Consider the following 17,352-nt stretch of genomic DNA (forward strand, 5'->3'; position numbering starts at 1 on the left):
GTCGTCCGCTACGCCGCCGCGGGCCCCGTCACCGTCCAGCCAGGGGCCTGCGGGTGCGCTGTCAGGTCGTCGTGTTCGACTTCCTTGCCGCACTCCCTGCAGACGACCTGCGCGACCAGTTCACTGCCGCAGGTGTGCTCCAGCACCATGGGCCGGAAGCCGTCCTCCTGGAGATGGCGGTCGCCCCACGCCATGAGCGTGAGCAGGACGGGCTCCAGCTCCAGCCCGGCCGCCGTGGGCCGGTACTCGTAGCGCTTGGGGCGATCGCTGTACTCGACCTTCTCCAGCACGCCGGCGTCGACGAGCCGTTTCAGCCGGGCGGTCAGTACGTCGCGCGGGGCGCCGATGTTGCGGACGAGCTGGTCGAAGCGCGTGGCGCCGAGCGCTACCTCGCGCAGCACCAGCAGGGAGTACTTCTCGCCGACCAGGGCGAGCGTGGCGGCGATCGAGCAGGGGCGGGCGTCCTTCATGCCACCAGTCTAATGGGTGGGTTGGTTGTTCCAACTCACTGAGCTACTCTTGGCTCACTCGGTGGGTCTGGAAAACAAACTCTGTGAGTTTGGAGATCAGCCATGCGTGACGCCGTGATCGTCGAAGCCGTACGCACCCCTGTCGGCAAGGGCAAGCCGAACGGCTCCCTCGCCCACGTCCACCCGTGGAACTCCTCGCCCACACGCTGCGCGCCCTCGCCGCACGCTCCGGAAACGTGCACGGCGGGCCGATCGCGATCGGCCATCCCCTCGGCGCGAGCGGAACACGCCTGACGACCGCCCTCGTCCACGCGATGCGTGAGCGGGGAGCCCACTACGCGCTGGAGACGATGTGCGAGGCGAGCGGGCTCGCCAACGCGATGGCCCTGGAGGCTCTGTCACACCGCCCTTGGGCGGCCGTGGCCCTGCCGAGGAAGGGCCCGGCCGATCATGCCTCGGATCCGCGCGGAGTGGCAGGCCCTGCCCGCCGATCATGCTGCGGACACGGGATACCGCACGCACGTCCGCGGCTAGCCGCCGGTCGTCGGCACTGCTGAGGCGCCGCCACTCTCCTGCGACCTGACCGGCCGGTCAGGACCTAGCGGCCGCGCAGGTGGTGGCGCTTGCGCCAGGCAACCACGACTCCGGCGAGGGCCGGTACGGCGATGAAGGCCATCGCGATGAGGAAGGCGGGCGAAGTCGGTGCCGAGGCCTGGGCTCCGGCGACGACGTACGCGGCGGTGTTCGGGATCGTGCCGAGCGCCGTCGCGAGGAGGAACGGCAGCCAGCCCATGCGGGAGACGGCCGCGCAGTAGTTGGCCGCCCAGAACGGGATGCCCGGGAACAGCCGGGCCGCCATCATCGAGCGGAAGCCGTGACGGCTGAGCTGCCCGTCCGCCGCCTTCAGCCAGCGCCCGCGCAGCAGCGGGCGCAGCGCGTCCTGCCCCAGCAGCCGGCCGAGCCCGAAGGCCAGTCCCGCGCCGAGCACACTGCCCCCGACGGCGGCGGCAAGGCCCAGCTGGGAGCCGAAGAGGGCGCCCGCCGCGAGGCTCAGCAGGGGCCGAGGCACGAACGCGACCGTGACCAGCCCGTACGCCACCGCGAAGGCCACGACCGCCGCCGCACCGTTGAGCTGTGGCGGCCAGCCGTCGGAGAGCAGCCGCTGTGGTTCGAACAGCAGCACACTCGACGCGGCCCCCGCGAGCAGCACCGCCAGCAGGGAGAGCCGCGACCAGGGCGAGAGCAGGGCTCTCGTGCAGCGCGCGGCCAGACGGGCGGGTCTGACGATCAGGCCCGTGGATGCGCCGACGGCGATCTCCGTGGAGATGGCGAGTTCCTTCGCGACGGAGAGCTCCGTGGAGACGACGAGATCTCTCGCGACGGAGAATTCCGTGGCGGCGGTCGGGGGAGTGACCGGGGGAGTGGCCGTGGCGGTGCCCCCAGAGCGGGTGGTGGCATCGAGCATCCGGCGACACTAGCCGACCGAGATGTGTGATCGCCGTATGGTTCGCCTCATGGGCGTCACAGCTTCCGGAACGTCAGGTGCACCGTTCGAGGTGCCGAACAGCGTCCTGGCGGACACCCTGTTGGAACGGCTCACGGCCACATACGCCGCCGCGGCCGATGCGGAACGGGCCGTGTCGATGCGCACGTACATGAAGGGCATCGCGCCCTTCCTCGGTCTCACCACACCCGAGCGGCGCGCCCTGTCGCGCACGGTCCTCCTGAATACCGCACCTCCCGACGAGGCCGACTGCGTCGCGGTCGCCCTTCGCTGCTGGACGCTGCCGGAGCGCGAGTACCACTACTTCGCCGTCGACTACCTGCACCGTCATGTGAAGCGCCTGTCCTCCGGCTTCCTGCCGGTGGCACGGCAGCTCCTCTCCACGGTCTCCTGGTGGGACACCGTCGACGCACTCGCCTCCCACGTGGTGGGAGGCCTGGTGGCCGCCGACCCGAAGCTGAAGACCGACATGGACACGTGGATCGAGGACGACGACCTGTGGGTCGCGCGCACGGCCCTGCTCCACCAGCTCCGCTACAAGGACGCCACCGACACCGAACGCCTCTTCGGGTACTGCGTCCGCCAGGCCGGGCACCCCGACTTCTTCATTCGCAAGGCGATCGGGTGGTGTCTGCGTGAGTACGCGAAGACCGACCCGCAGGCGGTACGGGTCTTCGTGGCCAAGGAGCGCGGGCGGTTCGCGCCGCTGTCCGTGCGTGAGGCTCTGAAGAACATCGGGCCCTGAAGCCTCCTCACGCACCAGCGGAAACACCCGCCTCCAGGCTGCGGAAAACCATTCGACGTGGGCAGACGCGTCGGCGAAGATCTCCTCATGTTCCGGTACGCCTTCTTCCTCGCAGCATCCGCAGTCGCGGATGCGCCGAAGGCTGCCGTCCCGATCATCGTGGCCGCCGTCGACGGCGCCCGAAGCTGACCCTTCCCGGATCGTCCGGCGGACCCCGCAGGGGGAGGGTCGGCAAGTCCTCGGGGGTCCCCGTCCCGGCCCGTACGCGCCGGGGCCATCACTCAGCTCCGCTGACACTGAAGAGGCTTCGAGGTACAGCCATGCCCAAGACGGCTTACGTGCGGACCAAGCCGCACCTGAACATCGGCACCATGGGTCACGTCGACCACGGCAAGACCACCCTGACCGCCGCCATCACCAAGGTTCTCGCCGACCGTGGCTCCGGCACGTTCGTCCCGTTCGACCGGATCGACCGGGCGCCGGAAGAGGTCGCGCGCGGCATCACCATCAACATCGCGCACGTCGAGTACGAGACCGACACCCGGCACTACGCGCACGTCGACATGCCGGGCCACGCCGACTACATCAAGAACATGGTCACGGGCGCCGCCCAGCTCGACGGGGCGATCCTCGTCGTCTCCGCGCTCGACGGGATCATGCCGCAGACCGCCGAGCACGTGCTGCTCGCCCGGCAGGTGGGCGTCGACCACATCGTCGTCGCCCTCAACAAAGCCGACGCGGGTGACGAGGAGCTCACGGACCTCGTCGAGCTGGAGGTGCGCGAACTGCTCTCCGCGCACGGGTACGGGGGAGACTCCGTACCGGTCGTACGGGTGTCCGGTCTCAAGGCCCTTGAGGGGGACCCCCGTTGGACGGCGGCGATCGACGCGCTGCTCGACGCGGTGGACACGTACGTGCCCATTCCGGAGCGGTACCTGGACGCGCCGTTCCTGTTGCCGGTCGAGAACGTGCTCACGATCACCGGGCGCGGGACCGTCGTCACCGGGGCGGTCGAGCGCGGCACGATCCGGGTCGGAGACCGTATCGAGGTGCTCGGCGCCGCCGTCGACACGGTGGTCACCGGCCTGGAGACCTTCGGCAAGCCGATGGAGGAGGCGCAGGCCGGGGACAACGTGGCGCTGCTGCTGCGCGGGGTACCGCGCGACGCCGTCCGGCGCGGGCACATCGTGGCCGCGCCCGGCAGTGTCGTGCCCAGCCGTCGGTTCTCGGCACAGGTGTACGTCCTCTCGGCGCGCGAGGGAGGTCGTACGACGCCGGTGGCCACCGGGTACCGGCCGCAGTTCTACATCCGTACCGCGGACGTGGTCGGTGATGTCGACCTCGGGGAGACGGCGGTCGCCCGGCCCGGTGACACCGTCACGATGGCGGTGGAGCTCGGGCGGGATGTTCCGCTGGAGCTCGGGCTCGGCTTCGCGATCCGGGAGGGGGGCCGCACGGTTGGTGCGGGGACGGTGACGTCGGTCGGCTGACGGTTGTGTGGGGGTGGGGGGGGGGGGGCGGGGGGGGGGGGCGGCCCCCCCCACCCCCACCCCCACCCCCGAGGCCCGGCAGTTTTCGCCCCCTCCCGTACCTGGGAGCTGCCGGCCCCCAGACCCCCGCATCGGGCTGGACGGCCTTGTCCTCGAACGGCGGACGGGCTGAGAACTGGCCGCACAATAGAAGGGTGGACGAGCCGATACCCGTGACGCGGGACGTGGATCACGGGACCGCCAAGCTGATGCCGGACGTCGACCGGAAGCGGGCGTGGCTGCTGACGGTGGACGGGGCGCCGCAGTCGTATGTCGATCTGGACGAGCCGACGCATCTGGAGTTCGAGTACGCGCGCCGGCTCGGGCATGTGGTGGACACGGTCGCGGAACCGGGGCGGGCGCTGGACGTGCTGCACCTCGGCGGGGGCGCGCTCACCCTGCCGCGCTATGTCGCCGCGACCCGGCCCGGGTCGCGGCAGGACGTGGTCGAGGCCGACGGCGGTCTGCTCTCCCTGGTCGTCGAGTACCTGCCCGTGTCCGACGGCGCGGCCATCGCGCTGCACGGTGCGGACGCCCGCGCCTGGATCGAAGCCGCCGCGCCCGACTCCGTCGACATCGTGATCGCGGACGTCTTCGGCGGCACTCGCGTCCCGGCGCATCTGACCTCCGTGGCGTACGCGCGGGCGGCCGAACGGGTCCTTCGCGCCGACGGTGTCTACCTCGCGAACCTCGCCGACGCCGCGCCCTTCGGCTTCCTGCGCTCCCAACTGGCCACGTTCGCCACGGTTTTCGAGGAGTTGGCGCTGATCGCCGAACCCGGCGTCCGGCGCGGCCGCCGCTTCGGCAACGCGGTGCTCGTGGCCTCCCACCGTCCCCTCGACACCGCCACCCTCGCCCGCCGTACCGCCTCCGACGCCTTCCCGGCGCGCGTCGAACACGGCGCCGCGCTGCGGGAGTTCATCGGCGGCGCGAAGCCTGTACGGGACCAGGACGCGGTCCCCTCACCCGAGCCGCCCGACGGCGCCTTCAGCATCGGCTGACCCCGGGGCCCGGTCCGGCGCGGCCACCCCCTGCGCCACCGCTTTCGTCCGCCGCGTCAGATTCCGTACGTCCGGCACGCACAGCACCGCCGCCGTGACCACGACGACGAGGACCGCGCAGCCCCACAGGGAGGCCGTACGGCCGAAGGCCACCTCCGCCGGGCCCGCCATTGCCGTGGCCAGCGGAACCATCGCGATCGACCCGAACCAGTCGTAGGCGGAGACACGCGAGAGCTTGTCCTCGGGGATCTCCTGGTGCAGCGCGCAGCGCCCTTTCGAACGTAACCTCTTTGTATGGCCGCTGACTTGGTACAGCGAGCGCACTGGGGAAACCTGGAGGGGCAGAACTGGGCCGGACTGGCCCGGCTGTCGACCGAGGAAGCAGAGGGTGAACTGTCTTCTGACGGCACATTGGATGAGTCCCGGCCCCGGTTCATGACCGGCAGGGACATCAAGAGCACTGAGGAGTGAGGAGCAGGAGAGGGACGGCCGCGGGTTCGTTGAGAGCCGCGGCGGACGGTACGTGTACACGTACATGGAGCCGGACACCTCAGCGTGCAAGCGCAGGCGCGTACGTCTGCCGGACGGCAGTGTCGGCTACCGCGTCGTACGGCCTGTGCACGAAGGGGCGTTGGAAGACCTCAAGCAAATGCCGCCTGGAACCGCAATGGGATCACCACGTCGAAGGGCAACCCGTGGACTTGGATCGCGCTCAGGGACATGATGCGCAATCCACGCCTGTGCGGGTATCGATCACACGTCGTGATCGAGTTCGACCCGGAGTCGGGCCGAGAGATCCGGAATCTGAGGATCGCTCACGATGACGAGGGCGAGCCCGTCAGGGGGCAGTGGACGCCGATCTTGGAGGTGTCCGAGTGGGAGGCAATCCAAGAGATCATTGGCGACGGCCCCATGCGTGGGGGCGGCCACAACGCCCGCGTCTATCTGTCCACCGGAATACTCCGCTGCGGCAGGGAGGACGCAGTTGCAAGGCCGCGTCAGATTCGAACTCTACGGAATATGGTGCTGCGCTGATGCCTCGCCGTGACCGTGCCACTTGATTGACGACTCCCCTCCGGCAATCCGTTAGCGCCTCCCTCTCTGACGTACGGAGTGGGTGTGAGATGGGATACAGAGGGCGGCCACAGGAACTTGATAGGTTCATGCCGACCACTCAACCGGAGGGATCGTCTTCCGGGTTTCTGTGCAAGCGCACCAGGGGGAATTCGAATGATCGCGAGGAAACTCGCTGTGCTCACGGTGGGCGCCTGCGCTGTCGCCAGTCTTGTCAACGTGCCGGCTGCCCAGGCGGCAACCGGGGATCCGGTGGCGTTCACCGGACAGATTGACACTCAAATACCGCTGGACAGAGCCCTGTTCACGCTTCGCGCCGACCTTCCCGCTACACAGACTGCCGACCTCGCCGATGGCGAGGAAGTCCCGATGCTGAACCTGCCGACCACAGGTATCAGCACCAACGGAAACTCGTTTACCGTCGCAGTCGATCCCGCCGACGTGCCCGACAGCTACATAGGAACCAACGGCCTGGTATCCCTGGAGCTACAGGTCTACGACCCGAAGAGCGACGCTTACGCGTGGACGACCCAATCCGTACGTCTCGTCGGTGAGGCAGCCACCCGGTCCGCATCAGCCCGGTCCGCGTCGGCCCGGAGTTGGGCGAACCCGATCGCCTCCGGACAGGCCGCGACCGCCCTCTCCGCCGCCAGCCAGACACCCATGGTCAAGGTTCACCTGAGCAAGGCCGCCAAGGGAACGAAGACCGCCTTCGCGCCCCGCGCTGATACCTGCCGCACGACGAAGATTGGTCAGAACGACGCCTGGGCCACCATCGGCGAGGGCTACCCGGCCGCCCCCGGTTACGGCACGACGCGCGGCAAGGTGTGGATGACCCACAACGATGGCGCTGAGATCACCTACGGGGCTGGGGTCACCACGGACGGCACGAAGTGGTCCGCGTCCGGCAGCTCTTCGGTCGCCAACACCAAGGGCTTCGACTTCGTGTGGGACGCCGACACCAACCCGACCATTTCGTACCGGGCCGAGGTCCGCTACTACAAGTACAAGTACGACTGCGGCGGCGTGATCATCAACCGCAAGGTGAAGGCCGTGTCCGAGACTGGCGGAGTGAAGACCATCCACACGAACGGCCTCCCGCCGAACTGGCTGTCTCGCGCGAAGTGCGCCTTCGACATGCCTGCGGGCACATGGACGAAGACCACCGGTAAGTCGTACTCCAACTCCGGAGGCGTCAAGATCAGTTCAGTGATCGGCATCGAACTGAGCACGACGCGGGCGTACACCTCGGGCTCCACCCTCAGCTACAAGATGGACGCCGGGCACGACTCACTGTGCGGTAACTCGGACAAGCCGAACTATGCCTCCAAGGTGCAGCAGTACTACAACCGAATTCAAGAGGAACTGTGATCCGCGGTTTCACGAGTGAGGGAGCCGCTGTGTCCGCACGGCGGTTCCTCCGCTCCCCCAAGGGAATAGCTGCGCTGATCCTGGTCGCGGCAGCGGTGGCACTGACCCTGCTGACCGGATGGCTGCACGATGATGAACGTGTGGAACACGTCAGCGGAAAGGGCCCGCTCCAATCCCATACCGCCGAGGGCGTCACGTCTGTCTACGCGCCCAAGAACACTCCGTGGGCGGTGACGTTCGGCAGCTATCTGCTGTGCTCGACCAACGGGGAGGCGATCACCATCGACGCTATCCGGTACCACACGCCGGTCAAGCCGAAGTCGGTCTCGCTGAAACTGCGCACTGTGACCCCGCAAATGTGGAAGGAAACCGTCGACGCCGGCATCATCGGAGCCGCCTTGGGTGAACCGCAGCACTTTCAGGAGCGGAAGGCACCCGGCGACTACTCCGACGCCGGGGCAGGAAACCGCATCACTCAGAGTTGCGCCGATCAGGACAAGGAAGGGACAGGTTTCACAGAACTGCTGTTCGTCCTGGACGTTGGCAAGCAGGGCGGCTTCATCGACACCGCGTGGATCGACTACCACATGAGTGGAAAGCCGTACACGCTGCGGCTGGATTGGAAGATGGTCGCCTGCGGTTCACTGATCCCGCACACGGTCGGCGGCACCGTCGTGTGTGACGGAAAGCAGAGCTGAAGACGCCGGGAGCAACGGGAAGCCCGTCACCTCATACGACGATGGTGGCGGGCTCGGCCATGTGTGGAGACTTCCAGGCCCAGAGCGGTGTTCGTCCGACGCCACTGAGCATCAGACCAAGGGGAGACATGCGCGCATGCGCCCGCGCCAAGGGTGTGAGCCCAGGCCCGTAGGTGCAGGGGCGCATACTCGGGCAGGCCGCCGAGACGCCAACAGGTGTGCATGAGTGCCCGCACGTGGTCGGTTACGGGAGCCGCGTCGATGTCGTCCCAGGCCGTGAGCCTGCGGTCCGTGCCGGCGCCTGTCTCGCTCGCTCCTTTGGTGACGTACTTGGCGAGGTACGCGGCCACGGCATGGTCATCCGGGCCGGGACGGTCGGCACGCAGGTGACGGGCGTCGACCTGGACGCCCCAGCGCAGGGCGAGTTCACCGACGGCGGGGCTGTACGGAGTGCGGACAAGCACCCGCCGCTCGGACCCGTGCACGGCATCTGCGAGCCGGTCGGCACTGGCCCACGACGGCGGTTCGTCGTTCGGTCCGGCCGGGGCGTCGAGGCGAACCACGGCGTGTACGTGGACGGCCGCCCGCTTCTGATACTCCGCGACGCGTGCGAAGGACAGCCGCGCGTGATCCGAGAGCCGGGACTGTACGAGGCCTACCGCCGAGGCGAGTTGACGGCGGACGCCGATGACGAAGCGGTCCCAGAGCTTTCCTGCGTGAGCGTGCCAGAGGACGTGTGCCGGGCAGTCGTAGCAGTCGGTGCAGAGGGGTTGGCCGACGAGAGGGTCGTTCGCGTCATGGAGGGTGCCGCAGCCGAGGGGGCGACCGTGGTCGCACTTGCCGCCGTCACGGCGTGGTCGGCAGCGATCCCCGGTGTGGTGCACGGGCCCGAAGGACGGGGCGGTGCGGGGGCGCTGAGTACGGCCGTACGGAAATCTGCTCCGCGCGGACCGCGGCTCACCGAGTCGGTACGTCGGTACGTCGACACGGTGAGCGCGGTCCAGGTTCACTGCTCCCGCGGTCCCGACCTAACCCGTCGGCTCACCGTGCAGCCGTACCGTGCCGAGGATCTTCTGCACGGTCTCGTCCGAGACCTCCTCGGACACGCCCTTGGCTCCGTAGAAGGTCCAGGACACGAAGTCGTCGGCCGAGTTCTTGAAGGCGAAGGTGGTCGCCTTGCCGTCGGTGTCGCACTTGTCCTTCTTGGGGACGCCGGACGAGTACGTCGTCACGACGCTGCCCTTGATGCCCGAAGTCGTCGTGTACGCCTTCGGCTTGCCGATCGTGAGCAGTTTCTTCGAGGCGTCCTTCTGGTCCGTGTAGCCGCCGAAGACCCACCAGGCCGAGTCGTTCTGGGCGACGTCGTCGGTGTTCTTGGCGCCGCTCTGTCCCTTGGTGCCCACGGCCGCCAGCGCCGACTGCTCCTCGTAGCCGTCCTTGTCGGCGTCGGACGTGCACCACTTCTCCTGGAGGAACGCGGGAGCGGACATGCCGATCAGTACGGAACCGTCGCCCTTCTTGTCGTCCTCGAAGCCGACGAACGTACCGGGAGTCTGGACCTCCCAGTCCGCCGGTACGTCGAAGGCCGTGCCCCACTTGGGGTTGACGACGACCTTCCAGCCCGCGACCGTCGCCTGCTCCTCGTCGTCGCCCCGCGGGTTGTCGTCACCGCCGCTCGCGCTCGGCGACGTGGAGGCGGACGCCGAGGGGGACTTGGACGGGTCGCCGCCCGCGTTGTCGTCCTTGCCGCCGCCGAGGACGAGGTAGCCGGTGACACCGGCCGCGATCACGACGGCGGACGCCGCGACCATCGCCGTGATCTTGGTCTTGTTCCCGCCGCCGCCCGGACCGCCGGGTGCTTGAGGTGCCCCGAGCGGCACCGTGGGAGCGCCCCACTGCTGCTGCCCCGGCTGCTCTCCATGCGGGTTGGGCTGCGGATACCCCGTCTGCTGATATCCGGGCTGTTGGTACGGATTCGGCTGCTGGTACCCCGGCTGCTGGTACGGGTTCTGGTCCTGCGGGTTCTGCTCGCCCCCGGGCGGCTGCTGTCCTGGCCACATGAGGAGTCACCTTAGTGCCGCGTGTGACACGTTTCGGTCACTGCGTCTCGTCAGACATGTACCGGAGCAGGTGCCTGACGGGATGTCAGGGAGGTGGACGGCCCGGACAGGTCTGTTCTCCTGGCCGCACAGGCGGCGGAACGATCCTGCGAGCGGCCCAGGGTGCTGGTCAAGAGTTGCTACTCATGGGTAACATGCGGCTATGAGCGCAGACCAGATGTCGATCGGCGAGATGCTCGCCGCCACCGTGCCGATGGCCCGGACCCTGAACCTCGAGTTCCTGGAGACCACGCCGGAGAAGGCCGTGGTGGCCCTGCCGGACCAGGACAAATACCACAATCATGTCGGCGGCCCGCACGCCGGAGCGATGTTCACGCTGGGGGAGTCGGCGAGCGGGGCGATCGTCCTCGCCGCGTTCGGGGACCAGTTGTCGCGCGCCGTACCGCTCGCCGTCCGCGCCGAGATCGCGTACAAGAAGCTCGCGATGGGGCCCCTCACGGCCACCGCGACGCTCGGCCGCCCCGCCGTCGACGTCGTCGCCGAACTCGACGCCGGTCAGCGCCCCGAGTTCCCCGTCGCCGTTGCCATCCAGCGCGGGGACGGTGCGGTGACCGGTGAGATGACCGTCGTGTGGACGCTGCGCCCGAACGGCTGAGCCGAGCGTCGGGCCCGTCCCCGGACCTGTGACTCGACCAGGCGGTAAGGGCGTCGGGCGGTTCTCAGCGGGCACGCCGCGGGTGGGGGAGCGGTGCCGGGTCGCCGGGGTCGTCGGGATGCGCACGGATGCCGAGCGGCACGACTGGGTGCTGGGCGCCGCGCCCTCGTGGCTGGGAGCGTCGGCGCGGGACCTGCGGGTGCGGACGACCCCGGAGGTGAGCGCGTCATACGCCGCCCGGTCGTCGGCTCACCGCCCTCGCCGCCGTCGGAGGGGATTGGCTCCCGTCCCTGAGCAACAGTTAGGCTCGCGAAGCCAAACAGAGACGCTGCCCGGCGCGCACTCGCTGCTCGCTTCGAACGCAGGGCGGGCGAAACGGGAGGAACCGGCGTTGCACGTCCAGGAATGGCTAGAGACGGTGCCCGCGGCGGCCATTTATGCGCTGGTCGGGCTGGTCATCGCCCTGGAGAGCCTCGGCATCCCGTTGCCCGGCGAGATCGTCCTGGTCTCCGCGGCGCTGCTCTCCTCGCAGCACGCCGGGATCAACCCGGTCATCCTCGGGGCGTGCGCCACCGCGGGAGCGATCGTCGGCGACTCGATCGGCTACGCCATCGGCCGCAAGGGCGGTAGGCCACTCCTTGCCTGGCTGGGCGCCAAGTTCCCCAGGCATTTCGGCGAGGCCCACGTCGCGACGGCCGAGCGGTCCTTCGAGAAGTGGGGCATGTGGGCCGTCTTCTTCGGCCGTTTCATCGCCCTGCTGCGGATCTTCGCGGGCCCCCTCGCGGGCGTGCTGAAGATGCCGTACTGGAAGTTCCTGATCGCCAACGTCCTCGGCGGGATCATCTGGGCCGGTGGCACCACCGCCGTCGTCTACTACGTGGGCGTGGTCGCCGAGGACTGGCTCAAGCGCTTCTCGTACTTCGGCCTGGTCGTCGCGGTGCTCATCGGGCTCGCCTCGATGCTGGTCGTGCGCCGCAAGGCGAAGAAGGCGACGGCTCGACACGAGGCGGCCGAGGTCGCCGAGGCACCGCCCGTGCCGGCACCCGCCGCCGACTGATTCACGCCGGGTCGGTGAGAGGTTGCCGAGTCGGCTGAGGGACCGGGTGTGCGGGCGTCTGTTGCGGACCGGTATGCGCCCGGTCGGCGCGAGCGTCGGCTGGGTCACGCCGGGTCGGCGGGAGGTAGCCGAGTCGGCTGAGGCATCGGCTGTGTCGGTGCCTGTCGTCGGCTGATTCACGTCGGGTCGGTGCGAGGTTGCCGAGCTGGCTGAGGCGCCGCCTGTGCGGGCGTCCGTTGCGGACTGGTTTGCGCCCGGTCGGCGCGAGCGTCGGCTGGGTCACGTTGCCGCGCTGGCTGAGGGATCGGTTGTGCCGACGTATGTTACGGACCGGTTCATGCCCGGTCGGCGCGAGTCGGCTGAAGCATCGGCTGGGTGCCGGTGGCCGCCGCCGACTGATTCCGACCGGATCGGACTCGGTCAGTTCCCCTCGTGCACCGCGCGGTGCGCCTTCGCCCGCTCGGCGTACCGTGTGCCGTTCAGTGAGATTCCCTCGCGCTCCTCGGCGGTCAGTTCCCGTCTGACCTTGGCCGGTACGCCGGCGACCAGCGAGCCCGGGGGCACGCGCATGCCCTGCGGCACCAGTGCCTGCGCGGCGACCATTGAACCGGCGCCGATCACCGCGCCATTGAGGACCGTCGCGCCCATCCCGATCAGGCAGTCGTCCTCGAGGGTGGCGCCGTGGATCACCGCGTTGTGCCCGACCGAGACGCGCTCGCCGACGGTGACGGGGAAGCCCGGGTCGACGTGGAGGGTGCAGTTGTCCTGGATGTTGCTGTCGGCGCCGATGACGATCGGGCCGGCTTCGGCACGCAGCACCGCGCCGTACCAGACGCTCGCCCCCGCGTGCAGGGTCACCTCGCCGATCACCACGGACATCGGCGCCGCGAACGCCTCCGGGTCCACCTTCGGCTCCTTGCCGCCGAACCCCGCGATCAGCGCCCGCTGCGTCATCACCGTCTCCTTCTCGTCGATTCACGGGCACCGTATGCCATCGATATGCCAGCGGGTGCGGGCCCGGGTGGGGCGAAGATCACAGCCGTACGACCTCATCGGCGCACTGCGTGCTGAGTACCGTGTGCGGGTGCCCACGAACAGGAACACGTTCTCATCATGGCGGCGCCACCTGGCGCAGCGTGCCGTCCACGCGGGCTGGGCCTGGGTACAGCGCACGGGTGCGATCACCGCCGCGCACCCGGGACGGCTCCGCTTCGGCGCGATGGGAACAGGTACCAGACTGGCCTTCCCACTCGGCACGGTCTTCGGCGAACCCTGGATCCACCTCGGCTCCCACTGCATCGTCGGCGAACAGGTCACGCTGACCGCCGGCCTGATGCCCGACCTCGACCTCGGCCCCGACCCGATCCTGCGCATCGGCGACGGCGTCGTGCTCGGCCGCGGCAGCCATGTCATCGCCGACACGACGGTCACCATCGGCAGCGACTGCTACTTCGGGCCGTATGTGTACGTCACGTCCACGAACCACTCGTACGACGATCCGCACATGCCCATCGGGAAACAGTGGCCGCGAATGGAGCCGGTGGAGATCGGGCCCGGCTGCTGGATCGGGACCGGCGCGGTGATCCTGCCGGGCGCGCGGATCGGGCGGAACGTGGTGGTGGCGGCCGGTGCGGTGGTACGAGGTGAGGTGCCGGACCATGCTGTTGTGGCGGGGGCGCCCGCTCGGGTCGTACGGCGCTGGGATCCGGTGGGCGGGTGGCAGCCGCCGTTGCGGACGCCGGCGCCGGTGCCGATTCCCGACGGCGTGACGCCGGAGCAGTTGTCGGCGCTGGCGGGACTCGACGAGGAGACGGCGGCACGTCTGGCGGAGCTGGACCTCGACGCTCAGGGTGCGCCCGGGGACGTACGCACCGAGACCTGACTCAGCCCGTCGCCAGCAGGACCGTGCCGACCAGGGCCAGGCCGGCGCCCGCCGCCTGGACTCCGCGCAGCCGTTCGCTGAGGATGCCGCGTGCGGCCAGAGCGGTGACCACCGGATACAGCGAGGCGAGGACCGCGGCGACGGTGACCGGGCCGTGCTGGGCGGCGATCGAGTACGTGCCGTTGGCCGCCACATCGGCGAGACCGACGAACGCGAGCGCCGGGAGCAGGACCCAGGGGAGACCGCCCTCGGGGAGGGCCTTGGCGCCGCGCTTCACCGAGATGCACAGGGCCGTGCCGCCCGCCGCCACATTGGTCACGCGCTGCACGAAGAGGGCGAGGAAGAGGCCGGTGAGGTTCGTCGAGGCCTCCGCGATCAGCGACATCACCGCGCCGAAGCCGAAGGCGGCGAGGAGGGTGAGCAGTACCGCCTGCCTCTGGACGGGGGCGCCCTTGAGCTGCGGCCCACCCGCGAGCACGACCCCGACGACGGCGACCGCGATGCCGGCGAACTGGAGCAGCCCCGGACGCTCGCCCAGGACGAGACCCACGCCGACCGGTACGGCGACGCCCAGTGAGCCGAGCGGTGAGACCACGCCCATCGGGCCGAGCGCCAGCGCCTTGTAGAAGGAGAGCATCGCGACCGGACCGACCAGGCCCGCGGCCACCGCGAACCACAACTGCGGGCCGGCCTCGCTCCAGCCGCCGGTGGCGAGCACGACCACGCCGAGGACGGCGGCCGCGATCGTCTGCGAGGCAACGACCACCGAGAGGGCGGGCATACGTCGGGTCAGCAGACCTCCGCCGAAGTCCGCCATGCCCCACAGGAGGCTGGTGGCCAGGGCGAAGAGTGCTGTCATGAGGTGCCTCGCAGTACAGTTTGGTGAACAATCTGGTGCACCACACCATAGTTCAATGAATTGAACTCTGTCATTCAGAATATTGGACGGAATGTGTCGGACCTCGACCTGCTGACCCAGTCCCTGGCGCGCAACGTCAAGCGCTGGCGCACCGAGCGCGGCTTCACCCTGGACGCGCTCGCCGCCCGTGCCGGAGTCAGCCGCGGCATGCTCATCCAGATCGAGCAGGCCAGGACCAACCCCAGCCTCGGCACCGTCGTCAAGATCGGTGACGCGCTCGGCATCAGCATCACCACCCTCCTCGACTACGAACAGGGCCCCAAGGTCCGGATCGTCCCGGCCGACCAGGCCGTACGGCTCTGGCACACCGACGCCGGCAGTTACAACCGGCTTCTCGCGGGCACCGAGGCACCGGGGCCGCTGGAGATGTGGGACTGGCGGCTGATGCCCGGCGAGGGCAGCCCGTCCGATCCGCACCCCACCGGCACGGTCGAACTCCTCCATGTCACGGCGGGCGAGCTGACCCTCACGGTCGACGGCATCGAGCATCGCGTACCGGCAGGCGCCAGTGCCTCCTTCGAGGCCAACACCCCTCACACGTACGGCAATGACAGTGACGCGCCGATGGAAATGATCATGACCGTGTCGGTGCCGGGCGTGCACCGGGACGCCTGACCGAGGGCCCACGCGCGGCTGTTAGCGTGCGATCATGCGCGCACCGATCGGACACTTCGACCACGCCACGCCCGCCCCCGACTGCCTCGGCGAACTCACCAGCCCGGTCGCCGACGCCGTACGCGACTGGCGTGGTGACACCCCCGCCGACCGGATCGTCTACGTCGACACGGACCCCGCCTGGGCCGACACCGCGACCTTCCTGGAGCACTACGGCAAGGAACTGCTCGACCAGTCCGCCAACTGCGTGGTCGTCGCGGGCAAGCGCGGCGGCGAGACCACGCTCGCCGCATGTGTCGTCCTCTCCGCGACCCGCGTCGACGTCAACGGCGCGGTCCGCCGCCAACTCGGCGCCCGCAAGGCCTCGTTCGCGCCGATGGACATCGCGACCGGGGAGACCGGAATGGAGTACGGCGGCATCACACCCATCGGACTCCCCGGCGACTGGCAGGTGTTGGTGGACTCGGCGGTCGTCGAGTTGCCGTATGTGCTGGTGGGGAGCGGACGGCGGCGCGGAAAGCTGCTGGTGCCGGGGAAGGCGTTCGCGGAACTGCCCAATGTGGTGGTGCTGGAGGGGCTCGGCGTCGCCTGATGGCGGGTCAGACGGTGGCGTGATGCGCCAGCGGCAGATGGGGGTCGCTCTCGCCCGGAGCCGGGGCCGGATCGGCGTGGACCAGGGCCGCGGTGAGCTTCGGTACGGCGTGCAGCAGGGCGTGTTCGGCCTCGACGGCGATGTCGTGGGCCCGGCGCACACTCACCTCGCCGTCGACCACGACCGCCACCTCGGCGCGCAGCCGGTGCCCGATCCAGCGCAGTCGCAGCTCACCCACCCCGTGCACACCCGGCACCTCGCGCAGCGCCTCCTCGGCCCGGTCGACCATCGCCGGGTCGACCGCGTCCATCACGCGCCGGAACACCTCGCGTGCGGCGTCGCGCAGCACCAGCAGGATCGCGGCCGTGATCGCCAACCCCACCAGCGGGTCGGCGAGTTGCCAGCCGAGCGCCGCGCCGCCCGCGCCCACCAGCACGGCCAGTGAGGTGAATCCGTCCGTACGGGCGTGGAGTCCGTCCGCCACCAGTGCGGCGGAGCCGATCTCGCGGCCGACGCGGATGCGGTGGCGGGCAACCCATTCGTTGCCGAGGAAGCCGATGACCGCGGCGACGGCGACGACCGGGATGTGGTGCATCGGCCGGGGGTTGAGAAGCCGGTCGGCCGCCGTCCAGGCCGCGAAGGCGGCGGACGCGGCGATCGTCAGCACGATCACGATGCCCGCGAGGTCCTCCGCCCGGCCGTAGCCGTAGGTGAAACGTCGCGTCGCCGCGCGGCGGCCCAGCACGAAGGCGATCCCGAGCGGCACGGCGGTGAGGGCGTCCGCCGCGTTGTGCACCGTGTCGCCGAGCAGTGCGACCGACCCCGAGAGCACGACAACGACCGCTTGCGCGGCGGCGGTTGCGCCGAGGACGACGAGGGAGACCCAGAGGGCGCGCATGCCTCTTGCCGATGACTCCAGGGCGGCGTCGAGTTTGTCGGCGGCTTCGTGGGAGTGCGGGGTGAGGAGGTGGCGTAGGCGGTGCGGGAGGTGGCGGGAGTTGCCCTCGGTGCGGTCGTGGGTGTGAGCCTGGCCATGAGGGTGGCTGCGGCTGTGGTCGTGATCGTGGGTGTGACCCTGGCCATGCGGGTGGCTGTGGCTGGGGCTGCGGCTGTGGTCGTGGGGGTGCTCGTCGCTCACGTGGGTCCCTCTCCGGTGCGCGGGAGTGGACGCGGCACCGTC

General features: G+C 69.6%; 18 protein-coding genes and 2 pseudogenes. 12 read left to right on the forward strand and 8 right to left on the reverse strand.

The annotated features are described in order from the left end of the window. Nucleotides 1–8: 8 nt before the first annotated feature. Nucleotides 9–470: a winged helix-turn-helix transcriptional regulator gene (locus ACIPC1_RS32945; protein WP_402523676.1), complete on the reverse strand. Its 462-nt coding sequence runs from the start codon at nt 468–470 to the stop codon at nt 9–11. Between the two features lie 233 nt (nt 471–703). Here ACIPC1_RS32945 and ACIPC1_RS32950 point away from each other — a divergent pair. Further along, nucleotides 704–868, forward strand: a pseudogene (locus ACIPC1_RS32950) (steroid 3-ketoacyl-CoA thiolase); the annotation flags it as partial. A gap of 200 nt (nt 869–1,068) precedes the next feature. On the opposite strand, the gene ACIPC1_RS32955 reads toward ACIPC1_RS32950, so the two are convergent. Continuing rightward, complete coding sequence (locus tag ACIPC1_RS32955; protein ID WP_402523678.1) at nt 1,069–1,935, reverse strand: TVP38/TMEM64 family protein; 867 nt, start codon at nt 1,933–1,935, stop codon at nt 1,069–1,071. A gap of 49 nt (nt 1,936–1,984) precedes the next feature. Between ACIPC1_RS32955 and ACIPC1_RS32960 the strand changes: the two genes are divergently transcribed. The 3 genes from ACIPC1_RS32960 to ACIPC1_RS32970 all read left to right on the forward strand — a co-directional run bounded on the left by ACIPC1_RS32960 (nt 1,985) and on the right by ACIPC1_RS32970 (nt 5,249). After that, entirely contained in the window at nt 1,985–2,719 is a 735-nt protein-coding gene (locus ACIPC1_RS32960; RefSeq protein ID WP_402523680.1) for a DNA alkylation repair protein, read from the forward strand. A 320-nt stretch (nt 2,720–3,039) separates the two neighbouring features. Then, nucleotides 3,040–4,209, forward strand: coding sequence for an elongation factor Tu (gene tuf, locus ACIPC1_RS32965; RefSeq protein ID WP_402523682.1), 1,170 nt, complete (start codon nt 3,040–3,042; stop codon nt 4,207–4,209). Nucleotides 4,210–4,403: 194 nt separating this feature from the next. Next, nucleotides 4,404–5,249: a spermidine synthase gene (locus ACIPC1_RS32970; RefSeq protein ID WP_402523684.1), complete on the forward strand. Its 846-nt coding sequence runs from the start codon at nt 4,404–4,406 to the stop codon at nt 5,247–5,249. Here ACIPC1_RS32970 and ACIPC1_RS32975 read toward each other — a convergent pair. Further along, nucleotides 5,211–5,513, reverse strand: a pseudogene (locus ACIPC1_RS32975) (MFS transporter); the annotation flags it as partial. The gene ACIPC1_RS32970 and the pseudogene ACIPC1_RS32975 overlap by 39 nt on opposite strands. 291 nt (nt 5,514–5,804) lie before the next feature. Here ACIPC1_RS32975 and ACIPC1_RS32980 point away from each other — a divergent pair. The 3 genes from ACIPC1_RS32980 (at nt 5,805) to ACIPC1_RS32990 (ending at nt 8,392) form a co-directional block, all read left to right on the forward strand. Further along, nucleotides 5,805–6,284, forward strand: a complete 480-nt coding sequence (locus tag ACIPC1_RS32980) for a recombinase family protein (protein ID WP_402523687.1) — start codon at nt 5,805–5,807, stop codon at nt 6,282–6,284. Between the two features lie 408 nt (nt 6,285–6,692). Next, nucleotides 6,693–7,694, forward strand: coding sequence for a hypothetical protein (locus tag ACIPC1_RS32985; protein ID WP_402523689.1), 1,002 nt, complete (start codon nt 6,693–6,695; stop codon nt 7,692–7,694). Nucleotides 7,695–7,723: 29 nt separating this feature from the next. Continuing rightward, entirely contained in the window at nt 7,724–8,392 is a 669-nt protein-coding gene (locus ACIPC1_RS32990) for a hypothetical protein (protein ID WP_402523692.1), read from the forward strand. Nucleotides 8,393–8,418: 26 nt separating this feature from the next. Here ACIPC1_RS32990 and ACIPC1_RS32995 read toward each other — a convergent pair whose 3' ends face one another. Both ACIPC1_RS32995 and ACIPC1_RS33000 read right to left on the reverse strand, forming a co-directional pair. Continuing rightward, entirely contained in the window at nt 8,419–9,402 is a 984-nt protein-coding gene (locus tag ACIPC1_RS32995) for a replication initiator (protein ID WP_402523694.1), read from the reverse strand. An 18-nt stretch (nt 9,403–9,420) separates the two neighbouring features. Next, entirely contained in the window at nt 9,421–10,452 is a 1,032-nt protein-coding gene (locus ACIPC1_RS33000; RefSeq protein WP_402523697.1) for a hypothetical protein, read from the reverse strand. 202 nt (nt 10,453–10,654) lie between these two features. On the opposite strand from ACIPC1_RS33000, the gene ACIPC1_RS33005 reads away from it, so the two are divergent. Then, complete coding sequence (locus tag ACIPC1_RS33005; RefSeq protein ID WP_402523699.1) at nt 10,655–11,107, forward strand: DUF4442 domain-containing protein; 453 nt, start codon at nt 10,655–10,657, stop codon at nt 11,105–11,107. Nucleotides 11,108–11,498: 391 nt separating this feature from the next. Further along, complete coding sequence (locus tag ACIPC1_RS33010) at nt 11,499–12,164, forward strand: DedA family protein (protein WP_402523701.1); 666 nt, start codon at nt 11,499–11,501, stop codon at nt 12,162–12,164. Nucleotides 12,165–12,584: 420 nt separating this feature from the next. Here the strand turns inward: ACIPC1_RS33010 and ACIPC1_RS33015 are convergent, their stop codons facing one another. Then, nucleotides 12,585–13,118 (reverse strand): gamma carbonic anhydrase family protein, encoded by a 534-nt coding sequence (locus ACIPC1_RS33015; protein WP_402523704.1) that lies wholly within the window; start codon nt 13,116–13,118, stop codon nt 12,585–12,587. Nucleotides 13,119–13,248: 130 nt separating this feature from the next. Between ACIPC1_RS33015 and ACIPC1_RS33020 the strand changes: the two genes are divergently transcribed. After that, nucleotides 13,249–14,046: an acyltransferase gene (locus tag ACIPC1_RS33020; protein ID WP_402523706.1), complete on the forward strand. Its 798-nt coding sequence runs from the start codon at nt 13,249–13,251 to the stop codon at nt 14,044–14,046. A 1-nt stretch (nt 14,047) separates the two neighbouring features. Here the strand turns inward: ACIPC1_RS33020 and ACIPC1_RS33025 are convergent, their stop codons facing one another. Then, on the reverse strand, nt 14,048–14,905 hold the full coding sequence (locus ACIPC1_RS33025; protein WP_402523708.1) for an EamA family transporter: 858 nt from the start codon (nt 14,903–14,905) through the stop codon (nt 14,048–14,050). Nucleotides 14,906–14,998: 93 nt separating this feature from the next. Here ACIPC1_RS33025 and ACIPC1_RS33030 point away from each other — a divergent pair, with 93 nt between their 5' ends. Next, a complete protein-coding gene (locus ACIPC1_RS33030) occupies nt 14,999–15,580 on the forward strand; it encodes an XRE family transcriptional regulator (protein WP_402523711.1) in 582 nt (193 codons plus the stop codon). Between the two features lie 34 nt (nt 15,581–15,614). Continuing rightward, on the forward strand, nt 15,615–16,172 hold the full coding sequence (locus ACIPC1_RS33035) for a YbaK/EbsC family protein (RefSeq protein WP_402523713.1): 558 nt from the start codon (nt 15,615–15,617) through the stop codon (nt 16,170–16,172). Nucleotides 16,173–16,179: 7 nt separating this feature from the next. On the opposite strand, the gene ACIPC1_RS33040 is transcribed toward ACIPC1_RS33035, so the two are convergent. Continuing rightward, on the reverse strand, nt 16,180–17,310 hold the full coding sequence (locus ACIPC1_RS33040) for a cation diffusion facilitator family transporter (RefSeq protein WP_402523715.1): 1,131 nt from the start codon (nt 17,308–17,310) through the stop codon (nt 16,180–16,182). Nucleotides 17,311–17,352 lie beyond the last annotated feature (42 nt).

The sequence above is a fragment of the Streptomyces sp. NPDC087263 genome (assembly GCF_044744645.1).
Lineage (GTDB): Bacteria > Actinomycetota > Actinomycetes > Streptomycetales > Streptomycetaceae > Streptomyces.